The 25,651-nt window shown below is 66.7% G+C and carries 19 protein-coding genes; 8 read left to right on the forward strand and 11 right to left on the reverse strand.

Annotated features, from left to right (window positions below):
• Nucleotides 1–3 precede the first annotated feature (3 nt).
• The 3 genes from mdcA to mqo all read right to left on the reverse strand — a co-directional run bounded on the left by mdcA (nt 4) and on the right by mqo (nt 5,994).
• Nucleotides 4–1,647, reverse strand: coding sequence for a malonate decarboxylase subunit alpha (gene mdcA, locus VN11_RS05885; protein WP_053449090.1), 1,644 nt, complete (start codon nt 1,645–1,647; stop codon nt 4–6).
• A gap of 190 nt (nt 1,648–1,837) precedes the next feature.
• A complete protein-coding gene (locus VN11_RS05890; RefSeq protein WP_053449091.1) occupies nt 1,838–4,030 on the reverse strand; it encodes a TonB-dependent siderophore receptor in 2,193 nt (730 codons plus the stop codon).
• Nucleotides 4,031–4,293: 263 nt separating this feature from the next.
• Complete coding sequence (gene mqo, locus VN11_RS05895) at nt 4,294–5,994, reverse strand: malate dehydrogenase (quinone) (protein WP_053449092.1); 1,701 nt, start codon at nt 5,992–5,994, stop codon at nt 4,294–4,296.
• Between the two features lie 221 nt (nt 5,995–6,215).
• Between mqo and VN11_RS21745 the strand changes: the two genes are divergently transcribed.
• Nucleotides 6,216–7,334 (forward strand): PAAR domain-containing protein, encoded by a 1,119-nt coding sequence (locus VN11_RS21745; RefSeq protein WP_238581859.1) that lies wholly within the window; start codon nt 6,216–6,218, stop codon nt 7,332–7,334.
• Between the two features lie 65 nt (nt 7,335–7,399).
• Nucleotides 7,400–7,807, forward strand: a complete 408-nt coding sequence (locus VN11_RS05905; protein WP_148564940.1) for a hypothetical protein — start codon at nt 7,400–7,402, stop codon at nt 7,805–7,807.
• A 62-nt stretch (nt 7,808–7,869) separates the two neighbouring features.
• On the opposite strand, the gene VN11_RS05910 is transcribed toward VN11_RS05905, so the two are convergent.
• A complete protein-coding gene (locus VN11_RS05910) occupies nt 7,870–8,316 on the reverse strand; it encodes a GNAT family N-acetyltransferase (RefSeq protein WP_053449094.1) in 447 nt (148 codons plus the stop codon).
• A gap of 91 nt (nt 8,317–8,407) precedes the next feature.
• Nucleotides 8,408–9,313, reverse strand: a complete 906-nt coding sequence (locus VN11_RS05915; RefSeq protein WP_006424060.1) for a LysR family transcriptional regulator ArgP — start codon at nt 9,311–9,313, stop codon at nt 8,408–8,410.
• Nucleotides 9,314–9,451: 138 nt separating this feature from the next.
• On the opposite strand from VN11_RS05915, the gene VN11_RS05920 reads away from it, so the two are divergent.
• From VN11_RS05920 to VN11_RS05930, 3 genes are all read left to right on the forward strand, one after another.
• Entirely contained in the window at nt 9,452–10,087 is a 636-nt protein-coding gene (locus VN11_RS05920) for a LysE/ArgO family amino acid transporter (protein ID WP_005408523.1), read from the forward strand.
• Nucleotides 10,088–10,255: 168 nt separating this feature from the next.
• Nucleotides 10,256–12,238, forward strand: a complete 1,983-nt coding sequence (locus VN11_RS05925) for an alpha/beta hydrolase family protein (RefSeq protein WP_053449095.1) — start codon at nt 10,256–10,258, stop codon at nt 12,236–12,238.
• A gap of 73 nt (nt 12,239–12,311) precedes the next feature.
• Nucleotides 12,312–14,297: an alpha/beta hydrolase family protein gene (locus VN11_RS05930; protein ID WP_053449096.1), complete on the forward strand. Its 1,986-nt coding sequence runs from the start codon at nt 12,312–12,314 to the stop codon at nt 14,295–14,297.
• Between the two features lie 22 nt (nt 14,298–14,319).
• On the opposite strand, the gene VN11_RS05935 is transcribed toward VN11_RS05930, so the two are convergent.
• The 3 genes from VN11_RS05935 to VN11_RS05945 all read right to left on the reverse strand — a co-directional run bounded on the left by VN11_RS05935 (nt 14,320) and on the right by VN11_RS05945 (nt 17,917).
• Nucleotides 14,320–16,074 (reverse strand): peptide MFS transporter, encoded by a 1,755-nt coding sequence (locus VN11_RS05935; RefSeq protein ID WP_053449097.1) that lies wholly within the window; start codon nt 16,072–16,074, stop codon nt 14,320–14,322.
• Nucleotides 16,075–16,194: 120 nt separating this feature from the next.
• Nucleotides 16,195–17,343, reverse strand: a complete 1,149-nt coding sequence (locus VN11_RS05940; RefSeq protein ID WP_053449098.1) for a DUF1624 domain-containing protein — start codon at nt 17,341–17,343, stop codon at nt 16,195–16,197.
• Between the two features lie 91 nt (nt 17,344–17,434).
• Nucleotides 17,435–17,917: a hypothetical protein gene (locus VN11_RS05945; protein ID WP_230078939.1), complete on the reverse strand. Its 483-nt coding sequence runs from the start codon at nt 17,915–17,917 to the stop codon at nt 17,435–17,437.
• A 343-nt stretch (nt 17,918–18,260) separates the two neighbouring features.
• On the opposite strand from VN11_RS05945, the gene VN11_RS05950 reads away from it, so the two are divergent.
• The 3 genes from VN11_RS05950 to VN11_RS05960 all read left to right on the forward strand — a co-directional run bounded on the left by VN11_RS05950 (nt 18,261) and on the right by VN11_RS05960 (nt 23,931).
• Nucleotides 18,261–20,225, forward strand: coding sequence for an OPT family oligopeptide transporter (locus VN11_RS05950; protein ID WP_006424097.1), 1,965 nt, complete (start codon nt 18,261–18,263; stop codon nt 20,223–20,225).
• A gap of 254 nt (nt 20,226–20,479) precedes the next feature.
• Nucleotides 20,480–22,558 carry an alpha/beta hydrolase family protein gene (locus tag VN11_RS05955; RefSeq protein ID WP_053449099.1) on the forward strand — a complete coding sequence of 693 codons (2,079 nt, stop codon included), beginning with the start codon at nt 20,480–20,482 and terminating at the stop codon, nt 22,556–22,558.
• A 128-nt stretch (nt 22,559–22,686) separates the two neighbouring features.
• On the forward strand, nt 22,687–23,931 hold the full coding sequence (locus VN11_RS05960) for a DUF819 domain-containing protein (RefSeq protein ID WP_053510205.1): 1,245 nt from the start codon (nt 22,687–22,689) through the stop codon (nt 23,929–23,931).
• An 88-nt stretch (nt 23,932–24,019) separates the two neighbouring features.
• On the opposite strand, the gene VN11_RS05965 is transcribed toward VN11_RS05960, so the two are convergent.
• Genes VN11_RS05965 through minD form a run of 3 tightly spaced genes read right to left on the reverse strand, consistent with a single transcriptional unit; the run spans nt 24,020 to nt 25,618 of the window.
• On the reverse strand, nt 24,020–24,499 hold the full coding sequence (locus tag VN11_RS05965; protein ID WP_053449101.1) for a hypothetical protein: 480 nt from the start codon (nt 24,497–24,499) through the stop codon (nt 24,020–24,022).
• 46 nt (nt 24,500–24,545) lie between these two features.
• Nucleotides 24,546–24,806: a cell division topological specificity factor MinE gene (gene minE, locus VN11_RS05970; protein WP_005408532.1), complete on the reverse strand. Its 261-nt coding sequence runs from the start codon at nt 24,804–24,806 to the stop codon at nt 24,546–24,548.
• A 2-nt stretch (nt 24,807–24,808) separates the two neighbouring features.
• Nucleotides 24,809–25,618 carry a septum site-determining protein MinD gene (minD, locus tag VN11_RS05975; RefSeq protein ID WP_006424120.1) on the reverse strand — a complete coding sequence of 270 codons (810 nt, stop codon included), beginning with the start codon at nt 25,616–25,618 and terminating at the stop codon, nt 24,809–24,811.
• Nucleotides 25,619–25,651 lie beyond the last annotated feature (33 nt).

The raw sequence follows: 25,651 nt of genomic DNA on the forward strand, positions 1-25,651 counted from the left end.
CCCTTACCAGTTGCGGAAGCGCTTGGGCGGGTCGTACAGACCGCCGGACCAGCGCACCAGATCCTTCACCGAGCGTGCCGCCAGCAGATCGCGGCTGGCATCACGCACGGAGATGCCCAGGTCTTCGGGGCGGCGGATGACACCACGGTCGCGCAGGTTCTCGACCATCGCGCGATCGCGGCCCAGGCCGACCGCCGTATAGCCGGACACGCCGCGGATCGCCTGTTCGCGTTCTTCCGGCGTGCGGCACAGCAGCAGGTTGGCGATGCCTTCCTCGGTCAGCACGTGGCTGACATCGTCGCCGTAGATCATCACCGGCGGCAGCGGCATGCCGGCGCGTTCGGCCAGTTCCCAGGCATCCAGACGTTCGACGAAGGCCGGTGCCATGTGTTCGCGGAAGGTTTCCACCATCTGCACCACCAGCTTGCGCCCGCGTGGCATCTCGCCGGGACGGGCGGCCTGCTGGCCGGCCTTGATCCAGGCGTCGCTGGCGTGGCGGCGGCCACGCGCATCCGAGCCCATGTTCGGTGCGCCGCCGAAGCCGGCGATGCGGTCGCGCGTGGCCGTGGAGCTGTTGCCCTGCAGGTCGATCTGCAGGGTCGAGCCGATGAACATGTCGCAGGCATACAGGCCGGCGGTCTGGGAGAACGCGCGGTTGGAGCGCATGGAGCCATCGGCGCCGGTGAAGAACACATCGCTTCGTGCGGCGATGTACTTCTCCATGCCCAGTTCGGAGCCGAACGAATGCACCGATTTTACGAAGCCTGATTCGATCGCCGGAATCAACGCCGGGTGCGGATTGAGTGCCCAGTGCTGGCAGATCTTTCCTTTCAGCCCGAGCGATTCGGCGTAGGTCGGCAGCAGCAGTTCGATGGCGGCCGTGTCGAAGCCGATACCATGATTGAGCCGGTTGACGCCGTACTCGGCGTAGATGCCCTTGATCGCCATCATCGCCATCAGCACCTGGATCTCGGAAATCTGTGCCGGGTCGCGGGTGAACAGCGGTTCGATGTGATTCGGTCGCGGCGCCTGCACCACGAAGTTGACCCAATCAGCAGGGATGTCGGCGCGGGGGAGGGTGTCGACGATTTCGTTGACCTGGGCGATCACGATGCCACCACCAAACGCCGTGGCCTCGACGATCACCGGGGTGTCTTCGGTATTCGGCCCGGTGTACAGGTTGCCGTGCCGATCTGCGGCCTGTGCTGCGACCAGCGCCACGCGCGGGGTCAGGTCGATGAAGTAGCGGCCGAACAGTTCCAGGTAGGTGTGGATGGCGCCGATCTGGATGCGGCCTTCGGCCACCAGGTTGGCCAGCCGCACCGACTGCGGGCCGGAGAAGGAGAAGTCCAGCCTGGAGGCGATGCCGCGTTCGAACACATCCAGGTGCGAAGGCAGTGACAGCACCGACTGCACCATGTGCAGGTCGTGGATCCGTGCCGGGTCGAGGTCGGCAAGTGCCTGGGCGAGGAAGTCGGCCTGCTTCTGGTTGTTGCCCTCCAGGCAGACCTTGTCACCCGGCTCCAGCAGCGCGTGCAGCAGTTCGCCGATATCGGCGGCCGCGACCTCATGGCCGCGGGCCCAGCGCGAAGCGCGCTCCAGGCGTACCCGGCGGCTGCGTTGCAACGTATCCCAGCTCGGGTTCATCGACCGGCTTCCGATTGGCGTTGAGATAATTACGACATAATTATGGAAGGGTGTGCAACCCGCAGCGCAGCAAAAAGAAGGGCCCGCGCGCAGGCGGGCCCATTCAGGCAGGCCACGACCGTGAGTCGTGGTGGAGGGCGTGCCGACCGACGGTCGGCACCCACCAGGCACCCACCGGTTCGCGGGTCGCTTAGAACTTCCAGCGCAGGCTGGCCGCCACGAAGCGCGGTTCGCCGAAGTTGTTGTAGTCCAGGTTGGCCCAGTAGGTCTTGTCCAGCGCGTTGCGCACGCTCAGCGTCGCGGTCCAGTTGTCGCTGATGCGGTAGTTGGCATTGAACTGCACCAGCGAGTACGCCGGCTGGTTCACCGTCACCGTGCCACCCAGCGGATAGGCGATGTTGTAGCCCTGCACCCGGCTCTGCCACTGCAGGCCGCCGCCGATGCTCAGCCGATCGAGCGCACCACGCAGCTGCACCTGGGTGTTGAGCTGCAGCAGGTTCTCCGGCGGGTTGGCGTACAGCAGGTCGGTGGCAGCCCGGGTCACCTTGACGTGGGTGTAGCCGGCGTTGACCGTCCAGCCCGGCAGGATTTCGCCGTTGACGTCCATCTCCCAGCCGCGCGCCTTGGTGCCGTTGATGCCGATGTAGGCCGAGCTGCCATCACTCAGCGTGCCTTCCGGCACGCTCATGTCACGTACCGCGTAGTTGTCCTGCTTGGCCTCGAACACCGCGGCATTGGCGGTCAGGCGGCCATCGAACCACTGCGTCTTGATGCCCGCTTCCAGATTCGAGCCCTGCACCGGCGCCAGCAGGTTTTCGTTGCGGTCCTTGTAGTTCTGCGGGTTGAAGATCTCGGTGTAGCTGGCATACGCCGAGACGTTCGGGGTGATCTCGTAGACCAGGCCCACGTAGGGGGTGACTTCATCGCTCACCTTGTAGGCGCCGCTGGTGCCGGTATAGGCCCCGGCCGCGTTGTACGAGCGGCTGAGGGTCTGCCAGCGGCTCAGGCGTGCACCGGCAATCAGCGACAGCGGATCGGCCAGGCGCAGTCGGGTGGCCAGGTAGACGCCACTCTGCGTGGTCTTGGCCACGCGGCGCGCGCCGGTGCGGCTGTAGGTCACTTCGGAGATGTCGCCGTCCCAGTTGAATACGTTGGGGATGTAGTAGCAGCGCTCACGGCCGCAGGTCGCCCAGTCGCCCGGGAAGTTCAGCGCCACGGTATTGGTGGTGCCTTCCAGGTCCGACCACTGTGCACCCACGGTCAGGTCATGGTCGCGGCCGAACAACGGGAAGGTGCCGGTCAGGTAAGCGTCGACGTTGCGGCGCGTATCCTTGGAATCGCCAGCGGCAGCGCGCAGGTAGATGCCCGCGCCGGAGTTCGGGTCCGGGTAGCCGGTGCCGTACAGGCGCACGTTCTGCACGTTGCCACGGGTGTAGGCGGTGTTGATCTTCAACAGCCAGTCCTCGCCGAAGCGCTGTTCCAGATTGGCAAAGGCGGTGTTGCTCTCGCGCTTCCAGTAGCTCCACTTCGGCGACAGGTTGGTCGAGCGCGCGAGATGGGCGAAGTTGCCCTGGTTGTCGAAGAACGCGACAGTGCCCCAGGTCGAGCCGGTTGGGTTGTTGTCCTGGCTCTGGTAACCGAGGGTGAGGGTGGTGCTGTCGGTGATATCGCCTTCCAGCACCGCCATGCCCGCCATCTTGGTCTCGTCGTAGCGGTCGTAGTACAGACCGCGGTCGGTGTAGGCGGCCACCACGCGGCTGCGGAAGCGGCCATCATCGGTGAGCGGCGCGGTCACGTCGGCCTGCATGCGGCGGTAGTCCCAGCTGCCGGCACTGACCGAGAACGATGCGTCGAACTCCTTGCCCGGACGCTTGCGCAGCAGGTTGACCGTGGCCGACGGCACGCCCGCACCGCTGAGCAGGCCGTTGGCGCCGCGGATCACTTCGATGCGGTCGTAGAAGGCGGTGTCGTATTCCTGGTTGGTGGAGCCGCTGTACGTGGGAATGCCGTCGACCTGGAAATCAGTGATGGCGAAACCGCGCGCGTAGTACAGCGGGCGCTGGGTGTCAAAGAAGGACACGCTGACGCCGGGCACGGTACGCATCACGTCGTTGATGCTGAACAGTGATTCGTCCTGCAGGCGCTGCAGGCTGATCGCGGTGGCCGACTGCGGAGTTTCCTGCAGGGTGATCGGCAGGCGGGTGGAGCTGGACGGCGGTGCCGACTGTTCGGCGCGGACGCTGACCCGGTCCAGGGTCTTGGCGTCGGCAGCGCCATCGGCGGCCGCGAATGCGCTGGGTGCGGACAGCAGGGCCAACGACGAAAGCAGGGCAGCGGGCAGCAGCGCGCGGCGGGGCAGGCGGTCATGCGGGTTCGGGGACATGGTGGGCTCGAAGCGTGGAGGCGGGGAAGGGCGGCACAGTCGTCCAGCACCCGGGGCGGCGGCTTCGGGCACGTCAGGTCCATCTGGGAGAGGCGCGGTCACTGCGCAGTGCGCAAATGTAAATAATTCTTAACAACATTACAATTCTCATCAATACGCAGGGCCATTCGGGCGCATGGCAGCGGGCAGGCCTCATCCGCGCAAACGCGAACGGCCACCCGAAGGTGGCCGTCCGTCCGTGTACTACCGGGGATGCTGCGGGCTTACAGCGCCTGCAGTTCCTCGTTGGCGTTGCGCTTTTCCTTGGCCGGTGCCGGAACCGGGGCCGGAACCGCTGCCGGTGCAGGCGCTGCGGCATTGGCATCCACCGGCACCTCCAGGTACGGCAGGTGCAGGGTCTGGCTGGTCAGCGTGCGGATCTCGTTCACCAGCGCCGCGCTGTCATTGAGCTTGCGCCCGTATGACGGCACGATCTCGCGCAGGCGGGTTTCCCAGCCGGCCTTCATCTGCTCCGGGAAGGCCTTGGTCATCAGGTCCAGCATGATCGGCGGCGAGGTCGAGGCACCCGGCGAGGCACCGAGCAGGGCGGCGAGGGTGTGGTCCTTGTCGGTCACGATCTCGGTACCGAACTGCAGCACCGGGCCCTTCAGCGGGTCGCGCTTGATGATCTGCACGCGCTGGCCGGCGGTGACCAGCTTCCAGTCGCCCGGCTTGGCGTTGGGGAAGTACTTGACCAGCTCGGCCTGGCGGTCGGCATCGTTCAACCGCGCCTGGCCCATCAGGTACTGCACCAGGTCCAGGTTGTCCTTGCCCACTTCCAGCATCGGGCCGACGTTGTTGTGGGTGACCGAGGAATACAGGTCCCACCACGAGCCGTGCTTGAGGAACTTGGTGCTGTACAGCGCGAACGGCCCGAACAGCACCACCGGCTTGCCGTCCAGCTTGCGCGCATCCAGGTGCGGCACCGACATCGGCGGCGAGCCGGTCTCGGCCATGCCGTAGGCCTTCACGCCATGGCGCGAGGTCACGTCCTGGCCCTGGAAGGCGAGGAACTGGCCACCGACCGGGAAGCCGGCGTAGTCCTTCGACTCCGGGATGCCCGACATCTGCAGCAGCTTCAGCGCGGCGCCACCGGCACCGATGAACACGAAGCGGGCGTGGGTGGTGGTCTCGGTGCCGGCCTTGAGGTCCTTCACCGTCACGTTCCAGCTCTTGTCGGCGTTCTGCCGCAGCGCGCTCACTTCATGGTTCAGGTGCAGGCTGAAGTTCGGGCTGCGCTGCAGGCCGGTGGTCAGCTGGCGGGTGATCACGCCGAAGTTGACGTCGGTGCCGAGCGGCATCCAGGTCGCGGCCACCTTCTGCTTCGGATCACGGCCTTCCATCAGCAGCGGCGCCCACTGCTGGATCTGCCTGGGATCTTCGGAGTACTGCATGCCGTAGAACAGCGGGTTCTTCACCAGGGCCTGCTGGCGCTTGTGCAGGTAGGCGATGTTGTCATCGCCCCAGACGAAGCTCATGTGCGGGGTCGGGTTGATGAAGTCGCTGGGCTGGCTCAGCCGGCCTTCCTTCACCTGGTGCGACCAGAACTGGCGCGAGACCTCGAACGATTCGGCGATGCCGACCGCGCGCTTGGTCTCGATGCTGCCATCGGGCAGTTCCGGGGTGTAGTTCAGCTCGGCGAACGCCGAATGGCCGGTACCGGCGTTGTTCCAGCCATCGGAGCTTTCACCGGCAACGCCGTCGAGGCGTTCGTAGACCTGGATGTTCCAGTCCGGCTGCAGTTCCTGCAGGTAGGTGGCCAGGGTGATGCTCATGATGCCGGCGCCGACCAGCACAACGTCGACGGGCTTGTCGTTGCTGGCGGCGGGCACCGAACGCTGGGTCAGCGGCCAGTACAGGAACAGCGCGGCGGCCAGCAACAGCAGCACGAGCAGGGCGAGCAGGGCCTTGCCAAATTTCTTCATGGGGGCGGGATCGTTGGCGGAGGGGAGGAGTTCAGGATGCGCATGGGGCAGGGAAAGGGCGTGAAGAAACAACGCCTTGCGGCATCCTGGAGACGATTCTAACCGGAACCGGTCCGGTTTTTGTGCAATGCATCATCCTGTTGGCGTGCGCGCTGCGGTACGATTGCCGGCTGATTCGCAACGACTACTGGCCATGGAGTGGCCGCGCAACGATGTCACGGATGCTGATCGTGGTAGGTGACGCCCTGCAGACGGGCGGTTCGGTACTGACAGGTTCCCCGCACACCGATATCGAAGGCCGCGCCGTGGCACGCGTCGGCGATCGGGTGATGTGCGCCCGGCACGGGCCCGGCTCGATCGTGACCGGTGACAGCACCCTGGTCATCGACGGCCAGCCGGTCGCCCGCGACGGCGACAAGGCCAGCTGCGGCTGCGCGCTGATGGCGGGCAAGCAGCAGCGGGCGCATGTCGTCGCCGGTGGTGGGGGTGGTGGTGGGCAGGCCGCGCTGGGTGCGCTGGCCAAGGTGGCGGGCATCGTGGCGCCGCTGCTGAAGACGATGCCGTTGCAGACGCCGCCGTTCGCACCGCCCGGCACGCCCGCGCCGGAAGAGCCGGCGGCGCCGCAGTGCTGGGTGGACGATCACGATACCCGGATCGATCGCGATGTGGACGGACGCTATTACGAGGCGTACGACGTCAACGGTGACAAGCACGATTACGCCTTCCCGGTCAGCTACCGCATCGAAATCCCGCTGCATGCGCAGGGCGAGGTGGTGGTGTCGATCAAGGTGCAGCCGATGCCACAGGCCGGGGTCACCGCGGCCGAAGTGACCGCGACGCGGGCACGCATGGAGCAGGGAATCGATCAGTTCTGGAATGGCCGCTTCACCCTGGACATACACGACCCGCAGTGCGGTACCCGCAGTTTCCCGCTCCGCTACGAAGTGCGCTGGGTGCAGGGCGGCAGCGACTACAAATTGATCATCCACCGCAGCTACGACCGCGAGCAGGTCGAGTTTCCGGATATCGACGTCTCGGTATCAACAACGCCGTGGACCTTCGCCCACGAGTTCGCCCATACGCTGGGCGTGCCCGACGAGTATTCCTACAATGATCCGGACGAGGAAACCGTGCGCTACCTCCAGCCCGACGGTACCCTCGATCCGGAAGTGCTGGTTGCCGTTCCTGATTCGCGCGCGCTGTCCGACCCGTCAGCCACCATCATGAATTCGGTCGACTGCGCCGTGACCCTGCCGCGACATGCCTGGAACATCGCGCGCGAGATACGCGAGCTGCTGAGCCGCCAGATCGGCCGGGAGATAACATGCACCGTCAAGTGATTTCACTGATTGCCACTTTTGCCGCCGCCACCGCGCTGCCGGCCCATAGCAAGGAGCTGCCTCCCGTGATCGAACTTCATGCGCGCTGCGTGGACGATGCCCAGTGCCGTTTCCGTGGGCAGACGCTCAATGTCGAGCTGGAGCTGCGCAACAGCGGCAGTGAGCCGGTGTCATTGCCGCTGGAGTACATCCGCAGTCGTGGTCCTTCGGTGAAGGTGAAGGACAACCACTCGGGGAAGACGACCGCCCTGCGCAGTGGCATGGCCGCCGCTGCGCTGCGGGATCAGATGCAGGAGCTGCGTGCGGGCCAGTCCCTGCGCATCGGTTTTCCGATCAAGCCGCAGGAACTGACCCGGTTCGCGTTGCGCCCAATGGATGTGACCCTGCAGCTTTCGGTGAACCTGACGCCCGGTGCAGGCAGTACCGAAGCGCAGGTGGTGCAGGCGCAGCTGCGCGTGCTCGACGCAGACTGATTGCCGCGCCCAGCGATGCGGCGCCGGGTCAATGCGGCCCGATCATCCGGCCGTGCCCGGCTTCAGCGCAGTTCCAGGATCTCGTCACCGGCCTCATCGAGCTCACCGGTGGGGCGCCAGCCCAGGCGGCGGTAGAAGCCATGCGAGCGTGAGCGCGGATCGGCCGAGCAGGCCAGGAACAAGCGTTGGTGGCCGGCATCGCGGGTCAGGCTGACCACCTCCTGCAGCAGCTGGCGGCCGATGCCACGGCCCTCGTAGTCCGGCAGCAGCGCCAGCACTAGCACCTCGCCGCTGGCGCGGTCGGCGAAGCAGTAGCCCACCATGCGCTCGCCTTCCCAGGCGATGCGGCCGATCGATTCGCCGTGGGCGATGCCGGCCGCCCAGCTTTCCGCGGTAATGCCCAGCTCCGCCAGCTGCGCGGCACTGAAGGCGTTCTCGCGGGTACGCCCGCGCAGGTCGATGCACGCGGCGGCATCGTCGGGGCGGGCATCGCGCACGGAGAGGGGCATGCGGGGCATCCTTGCAATGAACGGCCCGCCAGTATCCGCATCGCGCATGGACCCGGTGTGGAGGACGCGTGGAGATTGCATGGAGCGCCGCTCAGCGCTTGCGCCGGATCAGCGCCGAGGAGGCGTCCAGCACCGCGCGGGTCAGCAGCGCCATGGTCTGCACGTCACCCTTCCAGTGCTGCCAGTACAGCGGCACGTCTTCCCACGCGCGCTGCCGCACGTAGACCAGGCGGCCGGCGTCCAGATGCCGCTTGACCAGCGGCAGCGGGTTCATGGTCCAGCCCATGCCGCCCAGGTTGGCCTGCACGAAGGCGCGGGTGGAGGGAATCCACCAGGTCGGCGCGGTGCTCGGCAGGTCGTCGCCGGCCATGCGCCGGGCAAAGCGCGACTGCATCTCATCCTTGCGGTTGAACACCAGCACCGGCGCCTGCGCCAGTGCCTGCGCGGTCACGCCCTTGGCGAAGTGGCGCTCGCGGAACTCCGGGGTGCAGGTCGCGGCGTAGCGGATGCTGCCCAGCGCGTGGATCTGGCAGCCCTGCACCGGCTCGTCCAGGGTGGTCACCGCGCCCAGCACCGTGCCCTGGCGCAGCAGTTCCACGGTGTGGTCCTGGTCCTCCACGCGCAGGTCCAGGGTGGTGCCGGTGCTCTGCGCGAACTGCGAGGCGGCCTGCGGGAACCAGGTCTCCAGGCTGTCGTGGTTCACCGCCACCGGAATGCTGGCCTGGGGCAGGTCCTCGTCGGCCAGGCCCATCCGGTGCAGCGCGTCGTGTTCGAGCAGGGCGGTCTGTTCGGCCAGCTGCACCAGTACCTGGCCCTCGGCGGTGGCGGTGGCCGGGGTGCCGCGCTTGACCAGCAGGCGGCCGACCCGGTCCTCCAGCGCCTTGACCCGCTGCGAGATGGCCGAAGGGGTGACATTCAGCGACTGTGCGGCGCGGTCGAAGCTGCCTTCGCGGATCACCGCGGCCAAGGCGCGCAGCTGGGCATGGTCGATACGCATCGAATTAAGTTCCGCTAATGTTGGTTTAGGAAGTTTAGCTCGTCTTTTTCATGTTGCGGCGCGACAATGGCGCCCGTTCCGGTGCTGTCCGCCTTCGCGAGGCACCGTCCCCCCAAGCAATACAAGGCAGTCCATCCCATGTTCTCGGTCATCTCCGCCAGCACCGGCCTCGGTGCCTGGTTCTCTGGTGCAGCTACCGGCATCGGCCTGTTCGCCGTGGTCGGGGCCCAGAGCGCCTTCATTCTGCGCCAGGGCATCCTGCGCAAGCACATCGTGCCGGTGGTTGCCACCTGCGCGGCCATCGATGCCATCTTCATCTTCGCCAGCGTGGCCGGCCTGCGCACGCTCACCTCGGCGCTGCCGTGGCTGACCACCGCTGTGCTGTGGACCGGCGTGGCGTTCCTGGCCTGGTATGCGATGAAGTCGGCACGCCGTGCGATCGCCGGAGGCGGCGGCATGGGCGAGGCTGACAGCGATGACGGCAGCCGCCGTGCGGTACTGATGGCCGCGGTCGGTTTCTCGCTGATCAACCCGCACTTCTGGCTGGACATGATGGTGATCGGCTCGATTGCCGAGAACTTCGGCAATGCCCGCATGGCGTTCGCCGCCGGCGTGGTCACCGCCAGCTGCCTGTGGCTGACCGCGCAGGGCCTGGGCGCGCGCCTGCTGGCGCCGCTGTTCACCAAGCCCAGTACCTGGCGCGTGCTGGACGGCACCATCGCCGTGATCCTCAGCATCCTGGCCCTCACGTTGGCGGTGCGCGGGGTCCATTGACCCGGCGCACGCCCCCCGAACCCACGTCCTGACTCTCTCTCCAAGGTAGTGGTAACGACGGCACCGGCAAAGGTGCCGTCGTTTTTTTTTGCCCCTGTGGCATCCGCCGCATGTACGTGCCTAGAATCGCGTATCCGGACAGGCTGTCCGGTTTTCCATGGGGGAAGGATGCGCAGGATTGTGCTGGCTGTGGTGCTGGGGGCTGTATCGGGCGGGGCAGCGGCGGCGACGCTGGATCTGGATCGTTTCCTGCGGCAGGAATCGTTCACCGACATCAAGATTTCGCCGGGCGGAGAGTACGTTGCCGCCACGGTACCGCTGGAAGCCGGGACGGCACTGGCGATCTATCGCATTGCCGACATGAAGATGGTCGGCAGCTTCCGTCCGCCACGCAACGACCATGCCCATACCTTCGACTGGGTCAGCAACGAGCGGTTGCTGGTGGGCATGGCGCAGAAACTCGGGCTGCTGGACCGGCCCACGCCGACCGGCGAGCTGTTCGGCATCAATGCCAACGGCAAGGGCGGTGAGCTGCTGGTCGGGTACCGGGTTGCCGACCAGAGCCTGGGTACCAACATCAAGGTCAAGCCGGCGGGCATGGTCGCTGCGTACCTCAGCGACGAACTGAAGGACGACGACCGCAACGTGCTGGTCACTGTGGTTCCCTTCGTCGGCAACTCGCATGCGCAGATCGAACGCATGGACGTGATGACCGGTCGCCGCAACGCGGTGGCGCGCGCGCCTGTTGCCGATGCGCACTTCACCACCGATGAGCAGGGCGAGGTGCGTTTCGCGCGCGCTGCCGTCACCGATGGAACGCAGAAGCTCTACTACCGGGCGGGCAGCAACAGCGAGTGGATCCTGCTCAACGACGAGGCCCTGAGCAAGCGCATCGAAGTGCCGCTCGGTTTCTCGGCCGATGGTCGCCTGGCCTATCTGCAGGTCGAGCAGGCGGAAGGGCCCGACGCGATTGTCAGCTGGGACCCGCAGAGCAATGAGCGGCGCACCGTGCTGCGCGATGAGACCGCCGATCCGTCACGCATCATCCGCCGCCCGGGCAGCCGCGTGCCGGTGGGGGCGCTGTTCCTTGGCGGCGCGCCGCGAACGGCGTTCTTCGATGACGCCTCGGACGAAGCACGCCTCTACCGCAGCCTTGAAGCGGGCCTGGGAGGGCCGGTCTACATCACCTCCAGCACGCGCGATGGCAGGACCGTGCTGGTGGAGAGCTGGTCAGGCCGCAATCCGGGTGACTTCTATCTGTATGACACGGTGGGCAAGAGCGCCCGGCACCTGATCAGCCGCAGCGACTGGGTCGACCCGGCGCTGACCGCCGAGGTCCGCCCGATCAGCGTCAAGGCACGCGATGGTCGCCCGCTGCATGGCTTCCTTACGGTCCCGCACGGGCGCCAGGCGCGTGCGCTGCCGATGGTGGTGCTGCCGCACGGTGGGCCGATCGGTGTTTCCGACCAGGGCGCCTACGAGGCCGAGACCCAGATGCTGGCAGCGGCCGGATACGCGGTGCTGCAGGTCAATTTCCGCGGTTCTTCCGGCTATGGCCGGGCGCACATGCAGGCAGCGCGCAAGCAATGGGGGCTGTCGATGCAGGATGACGTCACCGATGCCACGCGCTGGGCCATCGAACAGGGCGTGGCCGACAAGGACCGCATCTGCATCTACGGCGCCAGCTACGGCGCCTATGCGGCGATGATGGGCGCGGTGCGCGAGCCGGGTCTCTACCAGTGTGCGGCCGGTTATGTCGGCATCTACGACTTGCCGCTGATGTATGCCCGGGGCGATATCCAGAGCGATGAATCAGGCCTGGCCTACCTGCGCAACTGGCTGGGATCGCCCAATGAGCTGGCAGAGCGCTCGCCGGTGAACCTGGCCGGGCAAGTGCGCGTGCCGGTATTCCTGGCCGCAGGGGGCCAGGACCAGCGTGCACCGATCGTGCACAGCGAGCGCATGGAGGCGGCGTTGAAGAAGGCCGGATCGCCGGTGGAGAGCCTGTACGTCAAGAACGAAGGGCATGGCTTCTACAACCTGGCCAACCAGCGCACCTACTACAGCAGGCTGCTGGCCTTCCTGTCGCGCAGCCTGGGTGGGGCCACCGCCGGCGAAGCAGCACCGGCCGGCAGCGGCAAGGCACCGTAACTGCATCGGCGCGCGTTGGACGCGCGCTTCGGCATGCCGGGCAGCCAGGCTGCCCGGTCAGAAAGGGGACACCATGAAGCATGTAATGCTGCTCGCCGTCCTGCTGTTGCTGTGCGGTGCCAGCCACGCGCGCGCAGCCGAGATCGCGCTGGACGACTACCTGCGGCGCGCCGAGTTCAACGACATCCAGCTTTCGCCCACCGGCGAGTACCTGGCCATGACCCTGCCTCTGGAAGGGGCAACGGCGGTGGCCGTGCTGCGCACCCGCACAATGGAACTGGTCGGCAATTTCCGGCCGCCGCGCAACAACCACGCCAACAGCGTCGATTGGGTGAGCGACAATCGCCTGCTGATCGGGCTGGCCGAGAAGTGGGGGGCGCTGGATGTGCCGCGCTCCACCGGCGAGCTCTACGCGATGGATGCCGATGGCAAGCGGGGGGATCTTCTGGTCGGTTACCGCGCGCGGCCGGATGAGCCTGGCCTGGTCAGCGGCCGTGTGGTCGAGCCGGTGGCGGCGTTCCTCGCCGATCCGCTGGCCGGAGACGAGCGCAACGTACTGATCTCGCTGTGGCCGTTCGCCAACGACACCAGCGCGCGGCTTGAGCGGATGGACGTCATCACCGGCCGCCGCGTGCTGGTCTCGCGCTCGCCGGTGCAGCGCGCAACGTTCACCACCGACAACGCCGGCGTGCTGCGCTTTGCCCGCGGCGCCGCCGCGGACAACATCAACAAGCTCTACTACCGGCAGGACGATGGGCGCTGGACCCTGCTCAACGACGAGGGCAGCAGCCACCGCATCGAACGCCCCATCGGTTTTTCCGCCGACAACCACCTGGCCTACCTCATCGTCGAACAGTCCACCGGCCCGGATGCGGTGGTCAGCTGGAATCCACAGACCGACGAGCGGCGAACCCTGCTGCGCGACGCAGTGGTCGACCCGGCCTCGATCATCTACCAGCCGGGCAGCCGTGTGCCGGTCGGCGTGCAGTTCGTGGGAGCGACCGCGCGCAGCGCGTTCTTCGACGAGCAGTCGCCCACCGCGCGGATCCAGCGCATGCTTGAGAAGGCTTTCCCCGGGCAGCGGGTCAGCCTGCTGTCGGCCACCCGTGACAACGCGCGCATCCTGGTCAAGGTCAGTTCGGGCGGCAATCCCGGCGACTGGTTCATGTTCAATACCGCCACCCGGGAAGCGGCGTTCCTGACCGCGCGCCAGCGCTGGTTCGACCGCGACGGAGCCGCCAGCGTGCGTCCGATCGCCCTGGCTGCGCGCGATGGCCTGCCGTTGCACGGCTTCCTGACCGTACCCAAAAGCAGTGACGGCCGCCGCCTGCCGATGGTGGTGATGCCGCACGGCGGGCCCATCGGTGAATTCGATGATGGTGGCTTCGAGCGGGACAACCAGCTGCTAGCTGCAGCCGGCTATGCGGTGCTGCAGGTCAATTTCCGCGGGTCGGGCAACTATGGTCGCGCCCACACCCAGGCTGCGGCCAAGCAATGGGGCCAGGCCATGCAGGATGACGTGACCGACGCCACCCGCTGGGCCATTGCCGAAGGCATCGCCGACCCGCAGCGCATCTGCATCTATGGCGCCAGCTACGGCGCGTACTCGGCCATGATGGGCGCCGTGCGTGAGCCGGCGTTGTACCGGTGCGCCGCAGGCTATGTGGGCGTGTACGACCTGCCGCTGATGTTCAAGCGCGGTGATATCCAGGACCGCACTTCGGGCGTGAACTACCTGAATGAGTGGCTCGGCGATCCCGCGGCGCTGGCAGCGGTCTCGCCGGTGAACCTGGCGGCCCGGATCACGGTGCCGGTGCTGCTGGCGGCCGGGCGCGAAGACACGCGTGCGCCGGTGCAGCACACGCAGCGGATGGAAGCGGCCCTGAAGCAGGCCGGGGTGCCGGTGGAAGCGGTGTACTACCCGCGCGAAGGGCATGGCTTCTACGGCGAAGCCAGCCAGCGCGACTACTACACGCGCCTGCTGGCGTTCCTGTCGAAGCACCTGGGCGGGGCGAACGCCCAGGTTGCAGCATCAGTGGAAAAGGCCAAGGCGCCCTGAGCGGGCGCCGCTGCACGGGGCCTTACTTCACCCCGTGCATCATCCGCTTCAGCAGCGGCGCAGCGATGAAGGCGGCCAACGCACAGCCCAGGCCAATCCACATCAGCAGCCAGAACAGGTGTGCGTAGGCACCGGCGGCAGCCACCATGTCGAGTGATTCGCCTTCCGGCACATCGATGGCCGCCAGCTTGCCGAACAGCGCCGCCAGCGTTTCCGAGAATGCGGTGGCCAGGAACCAGGTGCCCATCATCAGGCTCATCACCCGAGGCACGGCCAGCTGGGTCACGGCGGAAAGGCCGACCGGCGACAGGCACATCTCGCCGCTGGCCAGCAGGAAGTAAGCCAGCACCAGCCACCACACGCTGGCCATCTCACCGGTGGCGCCGACCTGCTGCGCCGCCAGCGCCAGCGGCACGAACGACAGCGCACCGATCACCAGGCCCCATGCCGACTTCACCGGCTTGCCCGGCTCCCAGCCGCGGCGGTCCATCCACGTCCACAACGCGGCGAAGGCCGGTGCCAGCAGCACCAGGAACAGGCCGCCGAGGTAGGTCAGCGAACCGGCGGTCTGCGGAATCACCAGGCAGTCGCGCACCAGCAGCACCAGCATCAGTGCCACGATGCCGATGAAGAACGCACGTGGTGCGGCCGAACCGGGGCGCCGCTCGGACAACCGCGCGCTGACCACGAAGCCCAGCGGTGCCAGCAGCAGCGAGATGATCGACCACGGCAACGGGGTGCCGCCGGTGATTACCAGCGACGGCACGATGTCCTTGGTCAGCAGGCGGTCGGTGAAGGTCACCCACGAGCCATACGACTGCTCGTACATCGTGAAGAACACCAGCGCCATGAAGATCAGCACCATCAGCGCGATCATCTGCTGGCGCTGTACCGGCGTGCACTTCGTGCCGGTGAACCAGGCGAACCAGACCAGCACGCCGCCCAGCACCACCAGCATCAGCATCAGCGCCAGGCTGATTTCACCGCCCAGCGCGAAGGCGCCGTTGCCGGCGGCCCACATCAGCCACGCCACCGGCAGCACACCGAGCACCGCGCACAGATAGATGAGCCATTCGCGGGGCAGGCCCAGCACCTTCTGCCTCAGCGCGGCCGGCTGCGGCGGTTCGGCATGGCCCTGCAGGTATTTCTGGCCCCACAGGAACATCGCCAGGCCGGCCAGCATGCCGATGCCGGCGGCGCCGAAGCCGTACTTCCAGCCGTAGGCCTCACCGAGGAAGCCGCACACCAGCGAGGAGAACAGCGCGCCCAGGTTGATGCCGGCGTAGAACAGCGAGAAGCCCGAGTCACGGCGCGGGTCGTCCTTGGCGTAGAGCTTGCCGACGATGGTCGAGATGTTCGGCTTCAGGAAGCCCACGCCCATGATGATCAGCGCCAGCGACAGGTAGGTCACCGCCAGCGCCGAGGTGTCGCGCACCACTTCGCCGTTCACCCGGTACGCGGCATGGCCCTCGAAGGCCATGCCCAGGTGGCCGAGCACCAGCAGGATGCCGCCGAACAGCACCGCCCGGCGCATGCCCAGCCAGCGGTCGGCCAGCATGCCGCCGAACACCGGGATGCAGTAAACCAGCCCGCCGTAGGCGCCGAGCAGGTCCAGCCCGGCCTTGTCGCCGAACAGGTGGTACTTGGTGAGGTAGAGCAGCAGCAGCGCCTTCATGCCGTAGAAGGAGAAGCGCTCCCACATCTCGGTGAAGAAGCAGACGTAGACGCCCTTGGGATGGCCCAGGAAGTCGTCGGAGGCGGTAGCGGCAACGGTCATCGACGGCGGGAACAGCGGAAAGGGCGCGATTATAGGCCTGCAGCCGTGCCCGCGCCCGGTAGCGCCCCGCCAGCCTTCAGTAGCTCCACGCCACGCGTGGATGGCCGCCCGATTGACGGCCTACAGGTAGCGCAGCCAAGCCAGGTCGCGGCGGCGGGCCTTGAACCGGCCGAACAGCAGCGTCGGCGGGTACATCGCCACCGCCAGCGCGCAGGCCACCAGCAGCAGGCCGGCCACCGAATCCAGCGCGTACAGGCTGCCGTGGGTGGGGCCCCACGTAGCCAGCGCAGCCACGTACAGCAGCTTCAGCACGTACAGGTGCAGCAGGTAGAAGAACATCGGCGCCGCTCCGATGTCGGCCAGCGGGCGCAGGGCGCGGGCCACTGGCGGCCATTCGTACAAGCGCAGCAGCAACAGGCCCACGCCCAGGGTCAGCAGCAGGAACTGCAATGACGGCGGGTACTTGGTGATGTTGAACACGCTCATCCACGTGCGCAGCGTGCTGGTCTGGTACTGCCACGGGGCATCCCCATACTGGTTGGCGAACCGCAGCAGCGCGAACAGGGCCAGCACGCTGAGGCCTGCCCACAGCAGCCAGCGCTGGCGCTGCGCCGGGTCGCGGTCGCGCGCGAACCACGGCCCCATCAGGTAGCCCAGCACGATCACCCCGATCCACGGCAGTACCGGGTAGGACGTGCGCAGGCGCACGACGCCGGTGTCGATCCAGTCGCGCTGGTGCAGCACTTTCCACAGCACGGCCAGCACGCCGTCGCCTTCCACGCGCACGCCATCGAACAGGTTATGGCCGGCCACCAGCAGCACGCCCAGCACCAGCAGCGCCGGGCGCGGCAGCCACAGCAGGCCGGCCAGCGCGATCATGCTCAGGCCAATGGCCCAGATCACCTGCAGGTACAGCGTGTCCGGCGGGAACTGGAAGGTCCAGGCGAAGTTGACCAGGGTCAGTTCCAGCACCACCAGGAACAGGCCGCGCTTGAGCAGGAAGGCGGCGATCGCGCGGCGCGGGTCGGCCTGGCGCTGGCCATACAGCCACGCCGACAGGCCTGTGAGCAGCACGAACACCGGGGCGCACAGATGGGCCAGCAGGCGGCAAGCGAACAGGGCAGGGGATACGCTGGCCGCATCCATCGGGTCGCCGACCTGGTGCTGCAGGAAAAAGGTCTCGCGCACGTGGTCGAGCAGCATCAGCAGCATGACGGTGCCGCGCAGCTGGTCGATGGAGGCCAGCCGAGGGGAGGAAGGAGAAGCCACGTACGATGTTCGTTCGGCGTGACAGGATATAACATAACAATTGCCCGTTTCCAGCAGGCGCTGAGAGATGCCGACGAGCGCGTCCATCAGCTCAGGGCAGGCAGACCGCAGGACTCCAGCCCAGAGCGTCGTCGTAGCGGACCTGGATCGCCCGCAGGCTGCCATCGGCGTTCGCCTTCACGCAGAATCGGGCGCTATAGAACCGGGTGGCGCCCGTTCTGGTGGCCGACATCGTGACCTCATACAGGCGCCCAGACTGCAGCGTCATGGCCGCTTGCCCTGCAGCGGCGTTGGCTGGCACTTCTCCATAGAGGACGCAAGCGCCGGGTGGAAGCGGGAGTGACGCGGGATAGGAAAAGTCGAAAGACCATAGCCGCCGCAGCGGTGGAGTAATCGCGTCATACACCTCCACACCAAACACCTGAGGAGTCTCACCGATACGCTTGCGCTCTTTCCTGGGAAGCCCGAAACAGGGTCTGCCGGCGTGGTCAGTGACCTCGATCGCGCCAACGCGACTCCAGGCCGATGCGTGATCACAAAGGGGCATCGAGCAGAGCAAGGTCACGATGGCCATGACCGGCCCCTTGATCGGGCGCATACGAAGTGTGTTTTTCATAGGTCGGCTCGGCGACAGCATTTGGATCGTGAACACGATGCATGGGGAGTCGAGACACTTCAAACGATGTTGGCTGGAATGCTGCAGCGGTGGCTGGCCTGCCCATGTGGGGCAGGGGGCCGCGGTATCCGGTACCCGGCAGCCCATTGGGATATGTGCCTGATGAGCTTGATGCGTTGGCCGAGTTTGGTCAAAAGCGACTATCCCACCGGCGACCCGGCTGCAACCCTCCCGAACCGCACTGGACGTGACGCCCCCTGAACGCTAGCGTGACCAGGATTTTTTGCCAGCAGGGGCTTCCATGAACCACGACGCTGCGCCCAAGCAGCTCACCTTCCGCGCAGTGGCCCTGGCCATCGTGCTGGCGGTGGTGCTGTCGGCCGCAAACGCCTATCTCGGTCTGTTCGCAGGCCTGACCATCGCCACCGCCATTCCCGCCGCGGTGATTTCCATGGGCGTGCTGCGCCTGCTGGGCGGTGGCTCCATCCTTGAAAACAACATCGTGCAGACCGGTGCTTCGGCCGGTTCGTCGATCGCCGCCGGTGTGATCTTCACCATCCCCGCGCTGGTGATCATGGGCTACTGGCCCGACTTCAAGTACTGGTGGGTGCTGGGCATCGCCGGCCTGGGCGGCCTGCTGGGCGTGCTGTTCTCGGTGCCGCTGCGCCGTTCGATGATCGTCGAAGACCCGCTGCCGTTCCCGGAAGGCAAGGCCGCCGCCGAAGTACTCAAGGCCGGTGAAAACCCCGGCCCGGGCCTGAAGATCCTCGGCCTGTCGGCGGTGATCGGTGCCTTCGTCAAGCTGGCTGCCGAAAGCGGCATGCGCCTGATCCCCGATGCCTGGGCCACTTCGGCCTACGTCGGCAGCTCCAAGATCACCGCCTTCATCGGCACCAACCTGTCGCCGGCCCTGCTCGGCGTGGGCTACATCGTCGGCCTCAACGTCGGCATCGTGGTGGTGTCCGGTTCGATCCTGACCTGGCACATCGCCATTCCGATCTACCAGGCCTTCTTCATGAACACCGATCCGGCCCTGGCCGCGTCGGTCGCCACCGCTTCGTCCACCGAAGCCGCGTTCGCCATCTGGGGCGCGAAGATGCGCTACCTGGGCGTCGGCGCGATGCTGATCGGTGGCATCTGGACCCTGATCTCGCTGCGCAAGTCGCTGCTGAACGGCGTCAAGAGCGGCTTCGCGGCTGCGCGCAAGAGCGGTGGCCCGGTACTGGCGCACACCGAGCGCGACCTGCCGATGAAGTGGATGCTGGTGGCCCTGGTGGTCTTCGTGCTGCCGCTGCTGGCCCTGTACCAGGCCATCGTCGGCCAGTGGCATGTGTCGATCCCGATGACCCTCATCATGATCGTCGCCGGCTTCCTGTTCGTTTCGGTCTCGGCCTACCTGGCCGGCCTGATCGGTTCGTCCAACAACCCGGTCTCGGGCATCACCATCTCCACCATCCTGTTCGCCTCGGCGGTGCTGGTGCTGCTGCTGGGCAAGGATGGCCTGCAGCCGGTCGGTGCCTTCGGTGCGCCGCTGGGTGCGGTGGCCGCGATCATGATCGGCGCGGTGGTGTGCTGTGCCGCCGCGGTCGGCGGTGACAACCTGCAGGACCTCAAGGCCGGCTACATCGTCGGCGCCACCCCGTGGAAGCAGCAGCTGATGCTGGGCATCGGTGCGTTCTCGTGCGCGCTGATCATGGCCCCGGTGCTGAACCTGCTGGCCACCGCCTACGGCATCGGCGTGAAGTCCGAGCTGCACCCGAACGCGCTGGCCGCGCCGCAGGCCAACCTGATGGCCTCGGTGGCCAAGGGCCTGTTCGGTGGTGAGCTGCCGTGGACCTTCATCGGCATCGGTGCCGTGGTCGGCGCCGCCATCATCGCCTTCGACAGCTGGCTGAAGTCGCGCAACGCACGTTTCCGCGTGCCGGTGCTGGCTGCCGCCATCGGTATCTACCTGCCGCTGGAACTAATGGTGCCGATCTTCCTCGGTGGCCTGATTGCCCACCTGGTCGAGCGCTTCCACAAGGTGCGCGCCGATGACGAAGAAGGCCGCGACCGCGTGCACAAGCCGGGCGTGCTGTTCGCTGCCGGCCTGATTACCGGCGAAGCGCTGATGGGCATCGCCATCGCCGTGCCGATCGTGGTCAGCAGCCGCGCCGACGTGCTGGCCGTGCCGTTCCACCTGCCGGGCGCACAGTGGATCGGCCTGGCCGTGCTGTTCCTGGTCGGCTGGCTGATCTACCGCACCGGCAAGCGCGCCGTGGCGTGATGCAGGGGGTCGGATCCCTTCCCGCAGGGAAGGCTCTGACCCCAGGTTTGATGGGTAGTGCCGGCCGCTGGCCGGCAACCCCAGAACCCATGAAGGCCCATGAGTGCCGGCCAGCGGCCGGCACTACCGCAAACCCCGCCCCGGCGGGGTTTGCTGTTTCTGGCGGCTGCCCGCACGCAGCCATGACCGATGGCCTTGGCAGCCTCGGTCGCACGGGCCTAACATCGGTTTTTTGCCGTCCTGCGGAGACCCCGATGAAACTGCGTCATGCCCTGCTGCCACTGAGCCTGCTGGCCGCCCTGCCCAGCGTTGCCGCTGCCCGTGGCCTGGAAGTCCGCGACATGGTGGCCATGGACCGCGTCTCCGCACCGGTACTGACCGCTGACGGCGGCACCGTGGTGTTCGCCAAGCGCAGCGTGGACGCCAACCTGAAGGCCTCCACCGCGCTGTTCGCACGCAACCTGCTCACCCGTGATGCGGCACCGCCGAAGCAGATCACCCCGGCTGGCTGGAACGTCAATTCCGCTTCACTGTCGGCCGATGGCCAGACCGTGTACTTCCTCAGCGCCCGGAACGGCAGCCAGCAGCTGTACGCACAGCCGATCAGCGGTGGCACCCCGCGCCAGCTGACCGATTTCGCGGTCGACGTGGACAGCTACCACGTGTCGCCGCAGGACGACCGCGTGCTGTTCAGCGCCGGCGTGTTCCAGGCCTGTGCCTCGGACCTGGCTTGCACCGATAAGAAGCTCAAGGACAACAAGGACGCCAAGGCCAGCGGCAAGGTCTTCGATTCGCTGTTCGTGCGCCATTGGGATACCTGGAATGACGGCCGCCGCAACACCCTGTTCGTGGCGCCGCTGCCGGCGGCCAAGGCCGGTCCGGTCAAGGGTGCGTCGGCGCTGAGCGCGACCATCGATGGCGATGCACCGTCCAAGCCGTTCGGCGGCAATGATGACTTCGCGTGGTCGCCGGATGGCGCCAGCGTGGTGGCCAGCATCCGCGTGGCTGGCAAGCAGGAGCCGTGGTCGACCAACTTCGACCTGTACCGCTTCGACGCCGCCGGCAAGCAGGCACCGGTCAACCTGACCGCGTCCAACCCGGCCTGGGATGCCGGCCCGGTGTTCAGCGCCGACGGCAAGACCCTGTTCTACCGCGCGATGAAGCGCCCGGGCTTCGAGGCCGACCGCTTCGGCCTGATGGCGATGGACCTGGCCAGCGGCAAGACCCGCGAGATCGCCCCGCAGTGGGATCGCTCGGCCGGTGGCATTGCCCTGTCCGCCGATGGCGCCAGCATCTACACCACCGCCGATGACGTCGGCGAACACCCGCTGTTCCAGATCGACGTGGCCAGCGGCAAGGCCACCAAGCTGATCGGTGACGGCAGCGTGACCGCGGTCGACGTGGCCGGCAACAGCGTGGCGATCACCCGCAACAGCCTGAAGAGCAACGACCAGGTGCTGGTCGGCCTGCTGCCGGCCGCTGGCCAGCCGATCGGCGAGCTGCGCGCGCTGACCCCGGCCGCTGGCGAGGTGCTGAAGGACGTGTCCTTCGGCGACTACGAGCAGTTCGAGTTCAAGGGCTGGAACAACGACACCGTGCACGGCTACGTGGTCAAGCCGCACAACTACCAGGAAGGCAAGTCCTACCCGGTCGCGTTCCTGATCCACGGCGGCCCGCAGGGCAGCTTCGGCAACGGCTGGAGCTACCGCTGGAACCCGCAGACGTACGCGGGCCAGGGCTACGCGGTGGTGATGATCGACTTCCACGGTTCCACCGGTTACGGCCAGGCCTTCACCGATGCGATCAGCCAGCACTGGGGCGACCGCCCGCTGGAAGACCTGCAGAAGGGCTGGGACGCGGCGCTGAAGAAGTATTCCTTCCTCAACGGTGACAAGGCCTGTGCACTGGGCGCCAGCTACGGTGGCTTCATGGTCAACTGGATCGCCGGCAACTGGAACGGCCCGTTCAAGTGCCTGGTCAACCATGACGGCGTGTTCGACCAGCGCATGATGGGTTACGCCACCGAAGAACTGTGGTTCACCGAGTGGGAGCAGGGCGGTACGCCGTACCAGAAGGCCGCGAACTACGAGAAGTTCAACCCGGTCAACCACGTGGCGGACTGGAAGAAGCCGATCCTGGTCATCCACGGCCAGCAGGACTTCCGCATTCCGGTCGAGCAGGGGCTGGCTGCGTTCACCGCGGCACAGCGGCAGGGCATCGAATCGAAGTTCCTGTACCTCCCGGACGAGAACCACTGGGTGTTGAAGCCGAACAACAGCATCCTGTGGCATGACACCGTCAATGCCTGGCTGAAGCAGCACATCGGCGAGTAAGCCGGTCCAGCGCCGCCCCCCGGTGCGGCGCTGTTGTTTTTTGTAGAGCCGAGCCATGCTCGGCTGCTCTGAGCTTCTTTTCCCGCCAACAGCAGCCGAGCATGGCTCGGCTCTACATGAGCGCCTGCATGCCCTCGACCGCCCTGATCCAGAACGACATCGTCGTCTTCGGTTTGATCGCCGCCACCCTCGGCGCCGTGTTCTGGACCGCCTCGCGCGAGCAGGGCCTGTGGAAACGCTTCTACACCTTCGTGCCGGCACTGCTGCTGTGCTACCTGATTCCCGGCATCTACAACACCGTCGGCCTGATCGACGGGCAGAACACCAAGCTCTACAACCCGATCGCGCGCGACATCCTGCTGCCGGCGGCGCTGATCCTGCTGACCCTGGCGGTGGACATCAAGGGCATCCTGCGGCTTGGCCCGAAGCTGGTGCTGATGTACCTGGGCGCTTCGGCCAGCATCATGCTCGGCGCGGTGGTGGCCTTCCTGGTGATGCGCGCGATCCATCCCGACACCGTGGCCGGCGATACCTGGGCCGGCATGGCTGCGCTGGCCGGCAGCTGGATCGGCGGCGGTGCCAACATGCTGGCGATGCGCGAAGTGTTCGACGTCAACGCCACCACCTTCGGCCAGTTTGCGGTGGTGGATGTCGGCGTCGGCTACGTGTGGATGGCGGCGCTGATCTTCCTGGCCGGCCGCGCGGCAAAGATTGATGCACGCAGTGGCGCCGATACCTCGGCCATCGACGAGTTGAAGGAGCGCATCGCGCGCTTCCAGGCCGAGCACGAGCGCATTCCCAGCCTCACCGACCTGATGCTGATCGTGGCGGTGGCCTTCGGTGGCGTCGGCCTGGCGCATGCCATCGGTGCGCCGCTGGCCGCATGGTTCAAGATCAACGTCAGCTGGGCCGCACAGTTCAGCCTGGATGCGCCATTCGTGTGGGTGGTGGTGCTGTCGACCACGCTGGGCCTGGGCCTCAGTTTCACCCGTGCGCGCACCCTGGAAGGCGCGGGCGCCTCGCGCCTGGGTTCGCTGCTGCTGTATTTCCTGATCGCCTGCATCGGCATGCAGATGGATCTGCTGGCGCTGCTGGACCGCCCGTGGCTGTTCCTGCTGGGCCTGATCTGGATCGCCGTGCACATCGTGCTGCTGTGGTGCCTGGGCAAGCTGCTGAAGGTGCCGTTCTTCTACTTCGCCATCGGTTCGCAGTCGAACATCGGTGGCCCTGCCTCGGCGCCGGTGGTGGCGGCGGCGTTCCATCCGGCCCTGGCGCCGGTCGGCGTGCTGCTGGGGACGATGGGCTACGCCACCGGCACCTATCTGGCCTACGTCGTCGGCATCACTCTGCGCGCGCTGGCCGGGCAGGGGTGATTCCGGTAGTGCCGGCCACTGGCCGGCAGCCAGGCGATGCTTCACAGGTTCAGGAGGTTGCCGGCCAGCGGCCGGCACTACCGATGCTTTACGCCACCGGCAAGCCGCGTTCGATCAACCAGGCTTTCGCGTCTTCCGCGTCCTGCTCGAACCACGCCTTCGTAGACCCCAGCCGGTACGTATACCCCCATGCATCCATGTCGGCCATCAGCCGTTCGCTGCCGACACCGGGCAGCTGCCCGGCCAGCACGATCTGCAGGTAGCAGGTAGCGTCTTCCTCGGCCACCGAGTCGGTGGCATCGGTGTGCACCTGCGCACGCCGCTCCGGCGGCAGCACGATCAGGTGGCAGGCTTCGTGCAGCATCGAATGCACGGGCGTGTCATCGCGCACGTACACGTTGCTGGCGATGATGCCCGCCTCCGGTTCGCCCCAGTAGCTGCCGGGAATCGGTTCACCGGCGGCCACGTGGTGCAGCCGAAGGCCATGCGCGGCGAGCAGGCACTGCGCATCGGCGAAGGCGATGTCGCCCACGCAGGTGATGTCCACGGCGGTTGTCGTATCGGTCATGCGGGTCACGCGGCCCCGCCCATGCAGGCACGGGCGGGGCAGGGCATCAGGGTTTGTCCGGGCCTTCAGGCAGCGCCACGGAGATGTCCAGCACGTCGTGCTGGCCATCCTTCACCAGGTCGACCTTCACTGCATCGACGTCGATGTTCACGTACTTCTTGATCACTTCCAGCAGCTCGCGCTGCAGCAGCGGCAGGTAGTCCGGGCCACCGCGGTGGCTGCGTTCCTGCGCGATGATGATCTGCAGGCGGTTCTTGGCGGTTTCGGCGGTGGTCTTCTTCGCTTTGAGGAAATCAAACAGGCCCATGCTTACCCTCCGAACAGCTTGCTGAAGAAGCCCTTCTTCTCGACGTTGGTGAAGCGCATCGGGCGTTCTTCGCCGAGGATGCGCGCGACGGCGTCTTCATAGGCCTGGCCGGCAGCGGATTCGACATCCAGGATCACCGGCTCGCCCTTGTTGGAGGCGTTGAGCACGTCGCCCGATTCCGGGATCACGCCGATCGCCTTCAGGCCGAGGACTTCCTCGACGTCGGCGATGCTCAGCATCTCGCCGCTTTCCACGCGCACCGGGGTGTAGCGGGTCAGCAGCAGGAAGGCCGGCACGTCCTGGCCGGACTCGGCCTTGTGGGTCTTCGAATCGAGCAGGCCGATGATGCGGTCGGAGTCGCGCACCGAAGACACTTCCGGGTTCACCACCACCACCGCGCGGTCGGCGAAGTACATCGCCAGGAAGGCGCCCTTCTCGATGCCGGCCGGGGAGTCGCAGATGATGTAGTCGAAGCCGTCGGCGGCCAGGTCCTTCAGGACCTTGCCCACGCCTTCCTGGGTCAGCGCGTCCTTGTCGCGGGTCTGCGAGGCAGCCAGCACGTACAGGTTGTCGAAGCGCTTGTCCTTGATCAGGGCCTGCTTGAGGGTGGCTTCGCCGTGCACGACGTTGACGAAGTCATACACCACGCGGCGTTCGCAGCCCATGATCAGGTCGAGGTTGCGCAGGCCGACGTCGAAGTCGATCACCGCCACCTTCTTGCCGCGCCGCGCCAGGCCGCAGGCCAGGCTCGCGCTGGAAGTGGTCTTGCCGACGCCGCCCTTGCCGGAGGTGACTACGATGATTTCAGCCAAAGGACTTCTCCTGATGATTCTGTTTGGGTGCTG

This window comes from Stenotrophomonas maltophilia, assembly GCF_001274595.1.
Taxonomy (GTDB): Bacteria; Pseudomonadota; Gammaproteobacteria; order Xanthomonadales; family Xanthomonadaceae; genus Stenotrophomonas; species Stenotrophomonas forensis.